The organism is Syntrophales bacterium (assembly GCA_026417625.1).
Lineage (GTDB): Bacteria > Desulfobacterota > Syntrophia > Syntrophales > UBA8958 > JAOACW01.
Genome location: JAOACW010000002.1, coordinates 241,074 through 256,474, shown reverse-complemented (window position 1 = coordinate 256,474; position 15,401 = coordinate 241,074). Strand labels below are relative to the sequence as shown.

13 protein-coding genes are annotated in these 15,401 nt (G+C 46.0%); 12 read left to right on the top strand and 1 reads right to left on the bottom strand.

The window, feature by feature from the left end; genetic code table 11:
* The coding region (locus N2317_02745; protein ID MCX7816417.1) for a hypothetical protein at window positions 1-989 on the bottom strand (989 nt) is incomplete at its 3' end.
* A gap of 345 nt (window positions 990-1,334) precedes the next feature.
* On the opposite strand from N2317_02745, the gene N2317_02740 reads away from it, so the two are divergent.
* From N2317_02740 to N2317_02685, 12 genes are all read left to right on the top strand, one after another.
* A complete protein-coding gene (locus tag N2317_02740; GenBank protein ID MCX7816416.1) occupies window positions 1,335-2,792 on the top strand; it encodes a PAS domain S-box protein in 1,458 nt (485 codons plus the stop codon).
* A gap of 6 nt (window positions 2,793-2,798) precedes the next feature.
* Entirely contained in the window at window positions 2,799-3,467 is a 669-nt protein-coding gene (locus N2317_02735; GenBank protein ID MCX7816415.1) for a response regulator transcription factor, read from the top strand.
* A 117-nt stretch (window positions 3,468-3,584) separates the two neighbouring features.
* Window positions 3,585-4,895: a hypothetical protein gene (locus tag N2317_02730; GenBank protein ID MCX7816414.1), complete on the top strand. Its 1,311-nt coding sequence runs from the start codon at window positions 3,585-3,587 to the stop codon at window positions 4,893-4,895.
* A gap of 17 nt (window positions 4,896-4,912) precedes the next feature.
* Window positions 4,913-5,878 (top strand): 3-hydroxyacyl-CoA dehydrogenase family protein, encoded by a 966-nt coding sequence (locus tag N2317_02725; GenBank protein ID MCX7816413.1) that lies wholly within the window; start codon window positions 4,913-4,915, stop codon window positions 5,876-5,878.
* Window positions 5,879-5,899: 21 nt separating this feature from the next.
* Entirely contained in the window at window positions 5,900-6,793 is an 894-nt protein-coding gene (locus N2317_02720; GenBank protein MCX7816412.1) for a 3-hydroxyacyl-CoA dehydrogenase NAD-binding domain-containing protein, read from the top strand.
* Between the two features lie 17 nt (window positions 6,794-6,810).
* On the top strand, window positions 6,811-7,734 hold the full coding sequence (locus N2317_02715; GenBank protein MCX7816411.1) for a 3-keto-5-aminohexanoate cleavage protein: 924 nt from the start codon (window positions 6,811-6,813) through the stop codon (window positions 7,732-7,734).
* A gap of 133 nt (window positions 7,735-7,867) precedes the next feature.
* Window positions 7,868-8,497: a TetR/AcrR family transcriptional regulator gene (locus tag N2317_02710; protein MCX7816410.1), complete on the top strand. Its 630-nt coding sequence runs from the start codon at window positions 7,868-7,870 to the stop codon at window positions 8,495-8,497.
* Between the two features lie 25 nt (window positions 8,498-8,522).
* Complete coding sequence (locus N2317_02705) at window positions 8,523-9,290, top strand: 3-hydroxyacyl-CoA dehydrogenase (GenBank protein ID MCX7816409.1); 768 nt, start codon at window positions 8,523-8,525, stop codon at window positions 9,288-9,290.
* Between the two features lie 12 nt (window positions 9,291-9,302).
* Window positions 9,303-10,520 carry a thiolase family protein gene (locus N2317_02700; GenBank protein MCX7816408.1) on the top strand — a complete coding sequence of 406 codons (1,218 nt, stop codon included), beginning with the start codon at window positions 9,303-9,305 and terminating at the stop codon, window positions 10,518-10,520.
* Window positions 10,521-10,543: 23 nt separating this feature from the next.
* Window positions 10,544-12,211 carry an acyl--CoA ligase gene (locus N2317_02695; protein ID MCX7816407.1) on the top strand — a complete coding sequence of 556 codons (1,668 nt, stop codon included), beginning with the start codon at window positions 10,544-10,546 and terminating at the stop codon, window positions 12,209-12,211.
* Window positions 12,212-12,222: 11 nt separating this feature from the next.
* Window positions 12,223-14,220 carry a 3-hydroxyacyl-CoA dehydrogenase NAD-binding domain-containing protein gene (locus tag N2317_02690; protein MCX7816406.1) on the top strand — a complete coding sequence of 666 codons (1,998 nt, stop codon included), beginning with the start codon at window positions 12,223-12,225 and terminating at the stop codon, window positions 14,218-14,220.
* 9 nt (window positions 14,221-14,229) lie between these two features.
* The gene (locus N2317_02685) at window positions 14,230-15,375 is read left to right on the top strand and encodes an acyl-CoA dehydrogenase family protein (protein MCX7816405.1); all 1,146 of its coding nucleotides are present in this window, start codon (window positions 14,230-14,232) and stop codon (window positions 15,373-15,375) included.
* Window positions 15,376-15,401 lie beyond the last annotated feature (26 nt).

The following is a 15,401-nucleotide window of genomic DNA, read 5'->3' as shown; positions in this document are numbered from 1 at the left end:
GGCCCACTGTCATTGGTTACGAGCACTTGTCCTAGTGTATAGAGCACAAGTAAATCGCGTAGTGTCGTCTTTCCTGCAAGGGATGCTACACGCCAAGAACATATCTTTCTTTGCAGCTCTGCAACGGCCTTCTCTTCAGATCTTGATCCCGTTAGAACTATACACACCTCGGAAAATTTATCCAGAATCATACTCGCAAGCTCCACAAAACGTGCTTCCGGCCAGCGCCTTATGGGCAACATATCCGAAGTGTTGGGGTTTAGAATGACTATTCTTCTATCGAACACCTCTTTTCCAAATGCCTCCTGTAGCATCTCTCTTACCCGTCTCAGATCTTCATCCCCAGGAACAAAAACAGGTACGTAGCAATTAAAAGTATCACTCCTCTGCTTAAGCAAAGGTACTTCCTTAGGGTCAGAATTAAGGGCCTCAACCAATAGTTCGTAAGCCACCGCCACATGGAGATACGGATTGTACTGAACCCTGTGCGTCACAAGATCTCCTCTGTAAGGCACCTCAGAAGTGAAACGATGAAGTCCTACCCTGTTCCTAGCACCGGTGAGAAAAGCGATGATTGCAGAAGCCCTAGAGAAAAACTCCATATCAATAACTGCATCGATTTTCAGGTGTCTAACCCTGCGTAGAAAGGAAAAAACATCACGAACAAAAACAAAAATATTATCGTGCCTCAGAGTAAACACATTCTCTTTAGGTATCAGGTTAAGAACATCCAGAATTTCCCTGTTTTCTGCAAAAACACAGAAATATACGTTTTTCCCTCCCACCATATGCACTGCTCTCCTTATTGCTCCAGCAGCCAGAACCGTTGCACCTTGCTCTATAAGTTTCAAAAAGAGGATCTTACGTATTGGTTGAGAGGTGCTTCCATCTCTGGATAACGCCTCGCCGATATAACGCACCAATGTCAATCCGAAGCAGAAAAACCTACCTAACCAGACATCCATTAAACGAATCGTGCTAAATTTCAATTCAACCTCACATCTTTAAATTGTAAAATAAAGCGTATCAAAGGACCTTACAAAAAAGCAACAACTTAAAAAAATGAAGGAGGAGAATAAATCTGTGGACCTGTCAACAACAGATCACTATTTCAAAAACTTAAGAAAATTCAAATCTACGTGGATCACAAAATTCGTGAGCACCTTTTAAAATCCAATGTTATCATTTCAGAGATCAATTCAACTACCGATTCAGTTCGGGGGAAAATACGTCTAATCACAGTTGTTCGATACATCGTGATTTAACTTTACTTGACATACCTAAAGTCAAAAATCTATACTCATTCACCTCGTTCTAAATCGGCAAAGGGCATAATGAAAGAATCCAGTGGTTTCGGGGAAAGTAAATCCCCCAGAATCTCAATTGAGAAAAGCAAGAGATACCGCCATCTATTTGAGCACTCCCCAATCATGATACTCATCACGGATAGAAACGGAATTATTCTGGACATCAACAGAGCGGGAGTAGACATGCTTGGTTATGCAAACACCGAAGAAGTTATAGGACTTAATGCCCGGGATTATATATTCGTAAATCCCGAAGATAGAGTGGTATTCCAGCAATTGATTGAAAGAAAAGGATACGTGAAAGAATTCGAAACACAGATGCGAAAGAGAAACGGTTCAATAATCGACATAAGCATAACAGCTTTGATAAGACGTAACAAAAGAGGATATGCTGCCCAGCAAGAATATTTTGTGATAGACATCACGGATAAGAAAAGAATCCAGCGAATCCTCCAGGAATCAGAAGAAAAACACAGAACAGTGTTGGAAAATTCGCTCGTTGGTATCTGTTTTCACCAAAACGGTCTCTTCCAGTACCTAAATAGAAGATTGGTCACTATGCTGGGCTACAACTCAGCAGAAGAACTCGTAGGAAAACCCTTTTGGGAACTGATACATCCTGATGACCGAGAAACCGTTAAGAAGAGAGGTATCCAGCGACAAAAAAAACAGTTCCAGCCGCAACAGTACGCATTTCGAGCCCTCCGAAAAGATGGCTCAGTTATGTGGGCTGAGCTTTGGGCAAGCCCGGCTACCTTCCGAGGGCACCCAGCTGTTGTCGTTTTTGTAGCAGATATTTCGGAGCGACTGCGTGCTGAAGAGGAAATCAGACATCTCTATAGGAGATTGATAGAGGTGAGTGAGGAGGAGAAGAAAAAACTGGCCGCAGATCTTCACGACGAATTAGGACAAAATCTAACCTCTCTACATTTTGGACTCGAAGTGCTCGAGATGTCTCTGCCAGAAGAGGAACTAATCCAGAGGGAACGGTGTCGTACATTAATCAAACAGGTAGAGAAAATGGCCGAACATATAAGAAAAAAAATCTCCATCCTAAGGCCGGACGTCATTGACCATCTTGGACTTATCCCGGCGATGGAATGGTACATTCAGGATTACACTCGTGACAGGCAAGGACTAAACGTATCATTTGAAGCCATTGGATTTAAAAGACGTCCACCGTTACAAACAGAAATTGTTCTTTACAGGGTTTTTCAGGAATGCATGACAAACATAGCAAAACATGCCCGGGCAACGGAGGTAAAAATCTTGCTAGTATTCAACTATCCCAGCATAATTCTAAGTATTAGGGACAATGGCGTGGGCTACAATCCAGAAAATCTACATAATGAAAGGGGCAAACCCCGCGGAGTGGGCATACTGAGTATGAGGGAAAGGGTAAGTTCCGTCGGTGGATCCTTAAGCATCACCTCGGCACCAGGCAAAGGAACAAGCGTAAGGGTAGAGATCCCCATAGGAGACTAAAAGGACATGAAAAAAATAAACATTCTTGTGGCCGATGATCATGCCATAGTTCGAGACGGACTTAAACAGGTAATCGACGCGGAACCTGACCTTCAAGTTATAGGTGAAGCTGAAGATGGATACGAAGCCCTGGAAAAGACAAAAAGTCTAAAACCTGATGTAATAGTTGTGGATATTGCCATGCCCGTGCTAAACGGCCTGGAACTCATAGGGCTGGTACGCAGTGCCGTTCCGACGGTTAAAATAGTAATATTCACCATGTACGGCAAAGAGAGTTTTGTATACCAGGCACTTGCGCGGGGTGCCTTAGGATACGTGCTGAAAGCCTCACCTAGAACAGACATAATTGAGGCAATACGCGCCGCGCATAGAGGAGAATACTTCCTCAGCTCAAAGATAAAGTCTGAAGTAATAGGACAGTATCTGCGTCAGCACGATAAACCGCCGACTCCGCACGGTTACAACCTCCTATCCGAGAGGGAACAGCAGGTATTCCGACTTGTAGTGGAGGGCAATACCACAAGCCAGATTGCTTCCATACTATGCGTAAGTCCAAAAACGGTAGAAAAACACAGATTGTCCATGATGAACAAACTGGGCATTCACGACCGCTTGGAACTACTGAAATACGCCATCAAAATAGGCGTCGTTGATCCCGAGCTCTGGAATGAATGAACCATCAAAAATGGGGTGTTCTACTCCCTAAAAATGGGTGCTCTCCTCCATTGTGGTCTTCCCGATCCTCCTTTAATAGGGGTGTTGTGCGTGAAAACCCTTTGAAAGGAGGAACATATGGATCCCACGACACTTAGTATCATAGGTATCATTTTTTCTTTGGCCTTCATCGTAGTCCTGGCATTGCGAGGCTGGCACATCATACTTATTGCACCTCTCGCAGTTGTAATTGTAGCAATATTCTCAAGTATGGACATACTCAACACACTTATGGGACCGTACATGAAAGGATTTGTCAACTATGCCGCTAAGTTCTACCTCATATTTCTCATGGGATCTCTCTTCGGTAAAGTTATGGAGGACAGTGGTGCGGCCCGTTCCATTGCGGAGGGAATTCTCAAACTCGTAGGACGGGATAACCCAGTGAATGCAGCCATTGCCATTGCCGCTATTGGCGTTGCCCTGACTTACGGTGGTGTTAGTCTCTTTGTTGTTATATTTGCCCTCATCCCCATAGGGAGACCGATCTTCAAGGAACTCAACTTGCCCTGGCATCTATTTGTTATTCCCTACGTGTTCTCAATAGGATCCATCACAATGACCATGCTCCCCGGTTCACCGCAGATATTGAACATAATGCCAACTAAGTACATGGCTTCTACCCCCACGGCTGCTCCCCTACTTGGCATCGCCGGTGCAGTAATTGTGGCCGCTTTTAACTTCTTTTACTTCAAATACGAGCTAAAAAAAGCAAAACTACGAAACGAATCATATATAGCCCCATCAGGTATAGGGGTAGTAACGGGAGACACGGTAAACACAGAAAAGCTCCCCAATGTATACTTGAGCACTATACCTACGGTCGTAGTTGTGGTTCTATTAAACGTTTTCAAACTGGACGCCGTGTGGGCCTTAACGGGTGGAACCATATGTTGTCTCGCCTTTTTCTTTCCCTACTTTAAAAATATTCTGGATACTCTGAATAAAGGTGCTGTAAATACTGTAATCCCCATAGTGAACACTTGCGCCGATGTGGGCTATGGTATGGCCGTTGCCTCCACGGCGGGTTTTAAAGCTATTTCCTCCTGGATGCTTAATCTCCCCATGCATCCCATCATTTCTTTATCTATAGCTACGAACATAATGGCTGGTATTACAGGCTCAGCTTCAGGAGGTCTTGGTATTATTCTTGAAACCTTAATACCTAAATACCTAGCATTGAACCTCTCCCCTGAACTGATCCACAGAATCGCCACGATGTCTGCTGGCTGCTTTGATGCTTTACCGCATAACGGGGTTGTCATCACCTTCCTTGCCGTTACCGGTCTAACTCACGTTAATGCATACCGACACATCTTCTGGGGACACATTATCGCAACGCTTATTGCGCTTTTTGTAGTAATTCCTCTGGGTATCATGATATATTAGAGCAGGGGGGTGGAAAAATGACACTGAAAACCATCGAGAAAATCGCCGTGCTGGGCGGTGGTCTAATCGGATCAGGGTGGGCAACGAATTTCCTTTGGAAAGGCTACCCCGTAAACATATACGACATCTCGGATGAAGCTCTGGATATGGCCCGCAAACGTATTTCTACAAACTTTGACTACCTTGTCTCTAAAGGCATCATCACCGAAGAGCAGGCTAGAGTATCCAAAGGGCTCGCCCGATACACAACAGATCTATCTGAAGCAGTGAAAGATGCGGATTTCATCCAGGAAGCAGCCCCGGAAAGATACGAAATAAAACAGCAATTACTTAGAGAAGTCGATCAATTCGCATCTCCAAATACAGTTTTTGCGAGCAGCACATCCGGTTTGCTGATAACACGTATTGCTGAGGGGTCAGCCTATCCGCAGAGGTGTCTAGGTGCCCATCCTTACAACCCCCCTTATCTCATACCCCTTGTAGAAATAAGTAAGGGCGAAAGAACAGCACAGGAATACATTGACCATGCGTACAATTTTTACCGCGCTCTGGGCAAGGAGCCCATTGTACTTCAGAAGGAAGCCGTGGGATTCATTGCGAATCGTTTGTCCATGGCCCTTTACAGAGAAGCAGTGGATCTTGTATGGAGGGGTGTATGTTCTGTAGCAGACGTGGACAGAGCTGTTACCTTCGGTCCCGGACTTCGGCTCGCTCTCATGGGGCCCAATCTCATTTACCATCTTGGAGGAGGTCAACAGGGCATCAAGGGTATACTTCAGCACATAGGTCCCACCGTGGAATCATGGTGGGAGGACATGGCAGACTGGAAAAGATGGCCTCCCGGATGGTTGGAAATCGCACAGGAAGGTGTATTGAAGGAAATAAGCGAACGTTCCCCTGAGCAAGGCCGTACAATCGAGGAAATCGCGAGATGGCGAGACGATGGACTGATAATGCTCCTAAAATTTCACGGGAAAATTTGATAACATTTAAAGGAGGTAAAAATGGAGATCAAAAACGTAAGTATCGTCGGTTTGGGTACACTGGGAACACAGATCTCCGTTCAATGCGCTGCCTACGGATACAATGTGAAAGGATATGACACTGTCTCGGATAGTTTTTCAAAAACACTGGAGAAGATAAGAGCCACAATGAAAACCACAGGAAAAGGACCCACCGTCCCCATAGATGCGTGGGAGAAAGCTGCAGCAAGTGTGAAGGTAATCACTGACATGGAGGAATGTCTGAAAGATGCAGATCTCGTTATCGAAGCCGTCCCTGAGGTGTTGGAACTGAAAAGGGAAGTCTTCACAAAAATGGACAAGTTGGCACCGAAACATGCCATCCTCGCCACGAACAGTTCCTCAATACCTATCTCCCGCATAGAGAGCGCAACGAATCGACCGGAACGTTGTCTTAACATGCACTTCTATCAACCTGCCGTGGGCTTCATACTCTGTGACATCATGGGGGGAACTAAAACACTACCAGAAATAATAGAAACGGCAAGGCAGTTTATCCGTTCCTTGGACCTCATTCCCCTAAAGGTCAACAAGGAAATCCTAGGTTTCTGTTTTAACAGCGTGTGGAGGGCAATAAAAAAACACGTACTTTTCCTTGCGTGCAACGGCTACGTGGACTTCCGAGATATCGACCGTGCATGGATGGTGTTTACCGGAATGCCGTACGGTCCTTTTGCATTAATGGACATGGTGGGATTGGATGTGGTATACGATATTGAAATGTCGTACTACAATGAATCTAAAGACCCGCGAGACATACCCCCACCCTCTTTCAAAGAGATGATTGATCGTAATGAATTGGGAGTAAAGACGGGGAAGGGATTCTACACATACCCCAATCCAGAATGGGCACGACCAGATTTCCTGAAAGGATAAAGAAAGGAGCTTGAAAAATGAAAGAGAAGGCCATTATTACAGCGGCAATTACGGGGAGCATTCATACGCCAACCATGTCACCTTATTTACCCATCACGCCTAAACAGATTGCTGATGAGGCGGTGAGGGCCTATGAGGCAGGGGCGGCAGTGTGTCACATCCACGCCCGTAATCCGGAAAATGGAATGCCTGTCCCGGACACAAACCTCATAAGGGAAATAATTACGGAGATCAAGAGTAGGTGCAACATCGTCATCTGCATTACAACAGGTGGGGGTTTGGGCATGACCGTGGAACAGAGAGTAGCGCCTGTAACACTGTTCAAACCGGAACTTGCCTCTTTTAACGCAGGGTCCATCAACTTCGCTCTATTCCATGCCATACCCCGCTTCAGCGGCTGGAAGTACGATTGGGAAACGAAATATCTGGCCATGAGTGAGGACTTCATTTTCCCAAACACCTTCAAAACCATGAGGGAGTACTGTGCCATCTTCAACGAAAATGGAACAAAACCGGAATTTGAAATATACGATGCGGGAATGGTGAACAATGTAGCTTTTCTCATTGAAGCAGGTCATGTGAAGAAACCTGTATACATCCAGTTTGTTATGGGCGTTCTGGGAGGCATAACAGCCAGTCCAGAGAACCTCATGTTCCTTGTGGATTACGCGAAAAGGCTCATAGGTGATTTTGAGTTCTCCGTGTGCGTTGCCGGAAGGGCACAGTTTCCCATCTGCACTCAGTCTCTTCTCCTAGGTGGAAATTGCCGTGTGGGACTAGAGGACAACCTCTACCTAGAAAAAGGACGCCTCGCAAAAAGCAACGCCGAACAGGTGGAGAAAATAATCCGCATAGCCCGAGAACTGGGGATAGAACCAGCAACACCTGACGAAGCTAGAAAAATCCTCGGATTGAAAGGGATAGAAAATGTGAATTTCTGAAATTAAAATCCATTTCTCAAGTGAAAAAAAGGATTCCTTTTTAGGAACATTTTTTCACTTGACAGTAAAGTATAAAACTACTATGACTTTGGTCATAAAGTAACCACGGTTATAGAAAATACTAAGGAGGGGGATGGGTACAAGAGAACGCAGGCAAAAGGAAAGACTCGCCCGGATTAAGCAAATCAGGGAAAGTGCAGCGGCGACCTTCAACGAAAAAGGTTTTGAAGCCGCAACAATGGAAGAGATAGCGAAACGGGCAGAGATTTCTAAGGCCACAATATACATTTATTTCAAAAGCAAAGAGGATCTCTACTACGCTCTCATTGAACCTTCGCTCAACAAACTTTCCCAGAATCTCATAAGAATTTCCGAAAGCAGTGATAATCCTGAAACTAAAATTATAAAGGCGATGGAAGCCACATACGCCTTTTATGAACAGGACCCAGACGCCTACCATCTGGTTGCAAGGTACAAAGCAGCGGAATTCTCCAAACTGCTATCTCCCGAAAAGCTTTCCCACCTGAAAAATCTCATGCGGTCCAATCTCAAACAGGTGGAGAAAGCTATATGTGAGGGTATGGAGAAAGGGATATTCAGAGAGGTAGACCCAAAAGTGGTATCCATCATTATCTGGAATACCTTCATGGGAGTGATACAGTTTCAGGAGAATCGTATGATGCCGGGAAAATCAGACTATCGGAAATCTACCCTCTATGCCGCAATGGAAATCATACTGAGGGGCATACGAAAAGGGTTATAAAACCTCAAAGAAAGGAGTGAAAAGTATGGATTTCAAACAAACCGTGGCATTGGTCACAGGTGGAGCATCTGGATTAGGGGAGGCATGTGTACGTAGAATCGCTGAAGCGGGTGGCAAAGCAGCAATTCTCGATCTTCAACAGGATAAAGGTGAAAAACTGGCCGCTGAACTAGGAGATCAGGTCATTTTCGCTAACACAGACGTAACGAATGAGGAAAGTGTGAGCAGCGCAATCAAACAATGCCTAGAAGCTTTTGGTCTTATAAACGTAGTCATCAACTGCGCTGGTGTGGGTGACCCAGGAAAGGTCTTATCCAAGAAAGGCCCAATGCCCCTTTCTTTCTTTAACAGGGTACTACAGATAAATCTTGTGGGAACCTTCAACGTCATCAGGCTTGCCGTGGAGAAGATGTTGACCAATACTCCCAACACCGAGGGGGAAAGGGGAGTGATAATCAACACTGCATCCATCGCAGCCTTTGACGGACAGATTGGTCAAGCTGCCTACAGTGCCTCAAAAGCGGGCATCGTAGGTATGACGCTACCCATCGCGAGGGAATGCGCTGAGTATGGAATACGTGTGGTCACCATTGCGCCAGGGGTATTCGACACACCTATGCTAGCCGCTCTTCCAGAACCGGCCCGTGAAGCCTTGTGTAGAATGGTTCCTTTCCCTCCTCGCCTGGGTCGTCCAGACGAATATGCCATGCTCTGCCAGCATATAATAGAGAATCCCATGCTGAACGGTGATACTATCCGCCTCGATGGTGCATTAAGAATGCCCGCAAAATGAAGGAGGCGAGCCATGGAAAACAAAACGGATATCGTGATTGTAAGCGCCGTTAGAACTCCATTCAGCAGGTTTGATACTGCTATGGCCGACATACCCAGTATTGATCTCGCCATGATCGTCATGAAAGAGGTTATAAACCGCGTGAACGTTAAAACCGCAGAAGTAGATGAGGTTTACTACGGAAGCTGTGTAGTAGCCGAATTTGCCCTGGAAACTGATATACCCGCCAGACAGGCAACTTTGCTAGCCGGTTTTCCCCCGGAACTTTTCTCTGTAACACTAGATCGCGCCTGTTGTTCTTCTCTCACAACGTTAAGATTGGGTGCCTTATCAATGAAAGCCGGAATGGCAAACACGGTAATGTCCGTAGGTTCGGAAAACATGCCGCGCACACCACACCTCGCTCCTGGTCTAAGACGTGGAACGAGACTTGGACATATCAAGCTCATCGACCTCCTTTATGAACTGGGTTACCAGGCAAAGGGATTCAAACCAGTAGCCGTGGACGCCGGGGAAGTAGCTTTAGAATACGGGGTAACACGCGAAATGCAGGATGAATGGGCCCTAAGGAGCCACGAACGTTGCCTAAAAGCTTACGAAGATGGAAAGATAAGAGTTGGAGAAGAACTTACACCCGTTATCATTCCGCAGAAGAAAGGAGGTCCCATTGTTATTGACAGGGATGAAGCTCCTAGGAAAACTTCTCTCGAAGAACTCTCTAAGCTCAAAACAGTTTACGGTAGTCCGACGGTAACAGCTGGTAATGCCCCGCCCATCAGCGCCGGTTCCAGTGCCATTCTGCTCATGACAAGAGAACAGGCTGAGAAGAGAGGGCTAGAACCTCTAGCGACGGTGGTCGCGGTTGTTTCTCATGCCATGGAACCAAGGGGCATTGCCATTATCCCGGCATATACCATTCAGAAGGCACTCGCCACTGCTGGTCTTACAATCGACGATATGAAACTCATAGAAATCAACGAGGCGTTTGCTGCCATGCCGCTGGTCTCAACAAAAATCCTAGCGGGTGGAGACGAAAAAAAATGGAAAGAACTCCAGGAGAGAACGAACGTAAACGGGGGGGCCATCGCCATTGGGCACCCTGTCGGTGCAAGCGCGGGACGCATTACGATGACCCTCGCGTATGAGCTCAGACGCCGCGGCGGAGGTTATGGAGTTGCGGCCATTTGCGGCGGGCTTGCTCAGGGGGAAGCCATTATTCTTAAAGTTTAACCATTTCTAAAAGGGGGGACATTATGATTCTTGCACCAAAGGAGAAGATTAAAGAATGGACAGAAAAAGGTGTGTGGGGCAATAAAACACTCATCGATTGCTTCAAAGAAAATGTGGCCAAAGCACCCGACAAGATATGTCTCGTTGACCCACCGAATAAGGAAACACTCGTTGGTCTAAAACCAGAAAGGTTAACCTACAAGGAACTCGACAGGGCTGTGGACGCCACAGGTGAAGCCCTCCTGTCAAAAGGCATCGGCAAGGATGACATTGTAGTGGTGCAATTACCCAATACTTGGGAACTCGCCATGCTCTACCTTGCCATTACCCGGGCTGGAGCCCTAATATCACCCCTTCCTATGCAGTGGCGTCAGACGGAGATCAATCATGTGCTAAGAACGACAGAGGCCAAAGCGTTCATCACTGTGGAAACATTCAACAACTTCAGTCACAAAAAAATGATCGAGGAACTCAAACCTAACTTCTCAAATCTCAAAGAAATATTAACGCTGGAAGAGATTCGGGAGATGAGTAAAGGGGATGTAACAGGGAAACTAGATAAAGTACCCCTGGACCCCAACGATATCTTTACATTATGCTGGTCATCGGGTACAGAAGCAGAACCAAAGGGATGTCCCTTGAGCCACAACAACTGGATATTTCAGGCATCTTTCTGCTACGAAACAGCCCCTATAAAACCTGGTGATAATGTGATCACCGCAGGACCCCTTGTCAACATGGCTTCCGTAGGAACGGTGTTTATTGAATGGCTCATCGGGGGAGGGAAGTTCTGTCTCCATCATCCGTTTGACGGACCCACCTTTGTGATGCAGCTCATGACCGAGGAGATAAACTACACTCTCCTAGTTCCCGCAATTGTGAACGCTCTTCTAAAGCATCCCAAGGTTGATCAATTCGATTTAAAAAAGATGAGGGCCATAACTATCGGAGCGGCTCCACCATCTCTATGGTCTGTTCAGGAGCTCAGACGTCGCTGGGGCATTGAATTCGCCAATATATGGGGTCAGAATGAGGGTACAGCCAACGTTGCTGGGCCATATGACATACCTGACCTGGAGATGCGTCTGGACCACTTTCCCCATTATGGAAAGAAAGGCTCGAAATGGGAAAATATATCTCCACTTCGAAAACACATACATATGAAAATTTTGGATCCCGTCACCAAAAAGGAATTAACGGAAGAAGGAGCTGTGGGAGAACTCTGGTATAAAGGTCCAAACGTAATACCATGTTATTTCCGTAGGCCAGATCTAACTGAAAAATCTTTCGACAAAGACGGTTTCTTCAACACAGGTGACCTTTTCCAGATCAAAGACAACGATTGCGTGGGGTTCTTCGATCGGGCAAAAGACATCATCATCCGTGGTGGTTTCAACATAAGTGCCCAGGAAGTGGAGAATATGATTCTTGCTTACCCGAAAGTTCTGGATGCGGCAGCTGTAGCCATGCCAGATGAAATGCTCGGAGAAAAGGTGTGTGTTTATGTTGTTCCTAAACCGGGCGAGCAATTGACATTAGAGGAGATCAAAACCTTTATGAAAGAAAAAGGCATTGCGGCATACAAGATTCCCGAAAGATTGGAAATTATCACCGCAATCCCCAGAAACCCAGTGGGGAAGATTCTGAAAGGTGTTCTAAGAGAAGATATTAAGAAAAAACTAGGTAAATGAGGGGTACACACATGGGAAAAATATTCGAAGTTAAACTGGAAAACGAATTGGGCATCGTTACTTTCGACGTGGTTGGTGAACCCATGAACACATGGACACGGGAGGCAATTTCCGAACTAGGAGAAGTACTAGACATCCTGGAAAACTCAGAAGAGATCAAAGGTGTATTATTTATTTCAGGCAAGCCCGATAATTTCTTCTCCGGAGCCAATTTACAGATGATCGCCAACATAGAGAGTGGCGAAGAGGCCATGAAGATACTCAACATCTTCCATGGTCACTTCAACAGAATTGAATCATTAAAGGTACCTACCCTTGCCGCCATCCACGGTCACTGTCTCGGAGGGGGACTGGAATTTGCTCTAGCATGCACTGCAAGAATTGCAAAAGAAGGCAAAACTACACTAATCGGCCTTCCAGAATGCAACGTGGGGCTCTTTCCCGGGGCAGGTGGAACCCAAAGGCTCCCTCGCCTCATAGGCACACCTGCGATAGAACTCATACTCAAGGGAACCATGCTACCCGCTGCGAAGGCTTTCGAACTAGGAATCGTGGATAAACTTCTACCTCCTGATGCGGATCTCCTCTCCGAGGCAAAAAAATTCTTAGGAGATCTCATAGAGGGAAAGTTAACCTTAAAGCGTCCGAGCCACGATTTTTCTAACATCGATAAGATAGTGGCAATGGCAAGAACCGAAGTGCTAAAAACAACAAAAGGAAGAGAAATTCCTGCCCATATGTTAGCTTTAGCTGCCCTGCAGGAAGGACTAAAGGTTTCCCTTAGAGAAGGTCTGGAGATCGAGAAGAAATACTTCCAGAAGGTTGTTGAAACTCCAGAATCCAAGGGTTCCATAAATACCTTCTTCTTAAAGACTCTAACGGATAAACCCGGATCCTTTATCTCAAGAGGATTTCAGCCGAAATCCCTAAAAAAAATAGCCATACTCGGATTAGGTACAATGGGTAGGGGTATCGCTATTGAAGTCCTGAAGAATACCAATCTTCCCCTTGTGGTGAAAGACTTACCCGAAGCTCTGGAGCCAGGAAAGAACTTTATTTCCAGAGTTCTAGACGAAATGATATCGAAGAATAAACTTAAAGAGTCACTGGAATCCATACTTTCCCGTTTGGAGCTCACCGCGGAATACGGTAATACGTTCAGAGACGTGGACCTGGTAGTGGAGGCCGTTTTTGAGGACATAAATGTAAAAAACCAAGTTTTCAAAGAACTCTGCACCGTTGTCCCCGAAGATTGCATAATTGCGAGTAACACATCTTCCATTCCCATAACAAAAATGGCTGAAGCAGTCAAAAACCCAGAACGTTTTGGTGGACTGCACTTTTTCTCACCCGTTTGGATGATGCAGCTCGTGGAAGTGGTGCAGGGGGAAAAAACGAGTAGGGAAACCATTGATAATCTGCTTCACTTCGTGGGTCTGATCCGCAAGCGACCCATTGTGTGTAAAGACAACCCGGGGTTTGTAGTAAATGCCATGATCATACCCTATCTCCTAAACGCCCTCCGCTATGTCGAGGAAGGTACTCCCATTGAGGTGGTAGACAAGGCAATGGTGAACTTTGGTATGCCAGTAGGACCCATAAGACTGATAGATGAGGTGGGGATCGATGTGCCATACAAAGCCTTGCTCGGTATGGGTATAGAACAAAAGTCTCTGAAAAACATCGTTTCCGATGGAAGACTAGGTCTTAAAAAATCTGGGAAGGGCATCTTCCTGAAGGATGGTTCCGTAGATCCCGATGTGCTTCCCCTTATCGAGAGAAGAGATGGGAAAATAAGAAGTGACCGGGAAATCCAACAGGAGATTCTTGAGGAAATGGTAAAGGTAGGAAATGATCTGCTTGATCGCAGAATAGTTGATGATGTTCGACTTATCGATGTGGGGATGATATGGGGGGTTGGGTTTCCTCCTGACAAGGGTGGACCCATGAAATGGGCCGATCTTACAGGTTTGAGCGAGAAGATGTTCGGAAAAAAATTTTACCGATGAGGGGCCAAAATGACTCGAAAGATCTTCCAAGAGGAACACGAGATATTCAGAGCAGCGTTCAGAAAATTTCTGGATAGGGAAATAAAACCCCACATCGAAACATGGGAAGAACAGGGTATTGTCCCTCGGGAAGCTTGGAAAAAAATGGGTCAAAACGGCTATCTATGTCCTTGGTTAGAGGAGAAATACGGGGGAATGGGCGCGGGATTCGAATATTCCGTAGTGATTATAGAAGAGATGGCCTATGCAGGATGTCATGGCCTGCTCGCAGGTCTCCACAGTGATATCATAGTACCCTACATACACAGTTACGGAACCGAAGAGCAAAAAATGAAGTGGCTCCCCCTATGTACCTCTGGCGATGTAATAACTGCAATTGCTATGACAGAACCAAACACAGGATCGGATCTCGCAGCCATCAGAACAACGGCGATCCGCGAAGGGGATAGCTACGTAATCAACGGACAAAAAACATTTATCTCCAATGGGCTAATAAACGACCTCTGTATTGTTGCTGCAAAAACAAACCCCACGGCCTCCCCCCCATCGAAGGGGATAAGCCTTCTCCTCGTCGAGGACGGAACACCGGGTTATATAAAGGGCAGAAAACTGGCAAAGATGGGGCTCCACAGTCAGGACACGGCAGAATTAACATTCGACAACTGCCGTGTGTCTGTAAGCAACCTTCTCGGCAAAGAAGGGGAAGGTTTTTACTACATGATGCAGAAACTGCAGCAGGAAAGGCTCGTCTGCAGTATTATGGCCCAGTCAATGGCTGAGGCGATGTTGGATATGACAATTCAGTACTGCAAACAGAGGACTATCTTTGGTAAACCTATCAGTTCATTTCAGCACAATACCTTCAAAATTGTGGAAATGGCGACAGAAATAGAACTGGGTAGAACCTTTGTTGACTCCCTCATCGAGGACCACATCTCCGGTAAGGATATTGTAAAAAAGGTATCAATGGCCAAAGCGTGGGTATGCGAAATGGCAAATAGGGTTGCATACCACTGTGTCCAGCTTCATGGTGGTTACGGGTACATGGAAGAGTATCCTATCTGCCGCTATGCGCGGGATATTAGAGTGTTTCCCATCTTCGCCGGAACCACCGAGGTGATGAAAGTTATCGTGGGACGCCTAATGGGACTTTGAAGCACAAACGTAAGTGGAGGTGTAAA

What these genes read in the sequence shown, in the direction of transcription:
- N2317_02705 (MCX7816409.1), top strand. Translation starts at nt 8,523, where the DNA reads ATGGATTTCAAACAAACCGTGGCATTGGTCACAGGTGGAGCATCTGGA.
- N2317_02690 (MCX7816406.1), top strand. Translation starts at nt 12,223, where the DNA reads ATGGGAAAAATATTCGAAGTTAAACTGGAAAACGAATTGGGCATCGTT.
- N2317_02700 (MCX7816408.1), top strand. Translation starts at nt 9,303, where the DNA reads ATGGAAAACAAAACGGATATCGTGATTGTAAGCGCCGTTAGAACTCCA.
- N2317_02695 (MCX7816407.1), top strand. Translation starts at nt 10,544, where the DNA reads ATGATTCTTGCACCAAAGGAGAAGATTAAAGAATGGACAGAAAAAGGT.
- N2317_02710 (MCX7816410.1), top strand. Translation starts at nt 7,868, where the DNA reads ATGGGTACAAGAGAACGCAGGCAAAAGGAAAGACTCGCCCGGATTAAG.
- N2317_02725 (MCX7816413.1), top strand. Translation starts at nt 4,913, where the DNA reads ATGACACTGAAAACCATCGAGAAAATCGCCGTGCTGGGCGGTGGTCTA.
- N2317_02720 (MCX7816412.1), top strand. Translation starts at nt 5,900, where the DNA reads ATGGAGATCAAAAACGTAAGTATCGTCGGTTTGGGTACACTGGGAACA.
- N2317_02685 (MCX7816405.1), top strand. Translation starts at nt 14,230, where the DNA reads ATGACTCGAAAGATCTTCCAAGAGGAACACGAGATATTCAGAGCAGCG.
- N2317_02735 (MCX7816415.1), top strand. Translation starts at nt 2,799, where the DNA reads ATGAAAAAAATAAACATTCTTGTGGCCGATGATCATGCCATAGTTCGA.
- N2317_02740 (MCX7816416.1), top strand. Translation starts at nt 1,335, where the DNA reads ATGAAAGAATCCAGTGGTTTCGGGGAAAGTAAATCCCCCAGAATCTCA.
- N2317_02730 (MCX7816414.1), top strand. Translation starts at nt 3,585, where the DNA reads ATGGATCCCACGACACTTAGTATCATAGGTATCATTTTTTCTTTGGCC.
- N2317_02715 (MCX7816411.1), top strand. Translation starts at nt 6,811, where the DNA reads ATGAAAGAGAAGGCCATTATTACAGCGGCAATTACGGGGAGCATTCAT.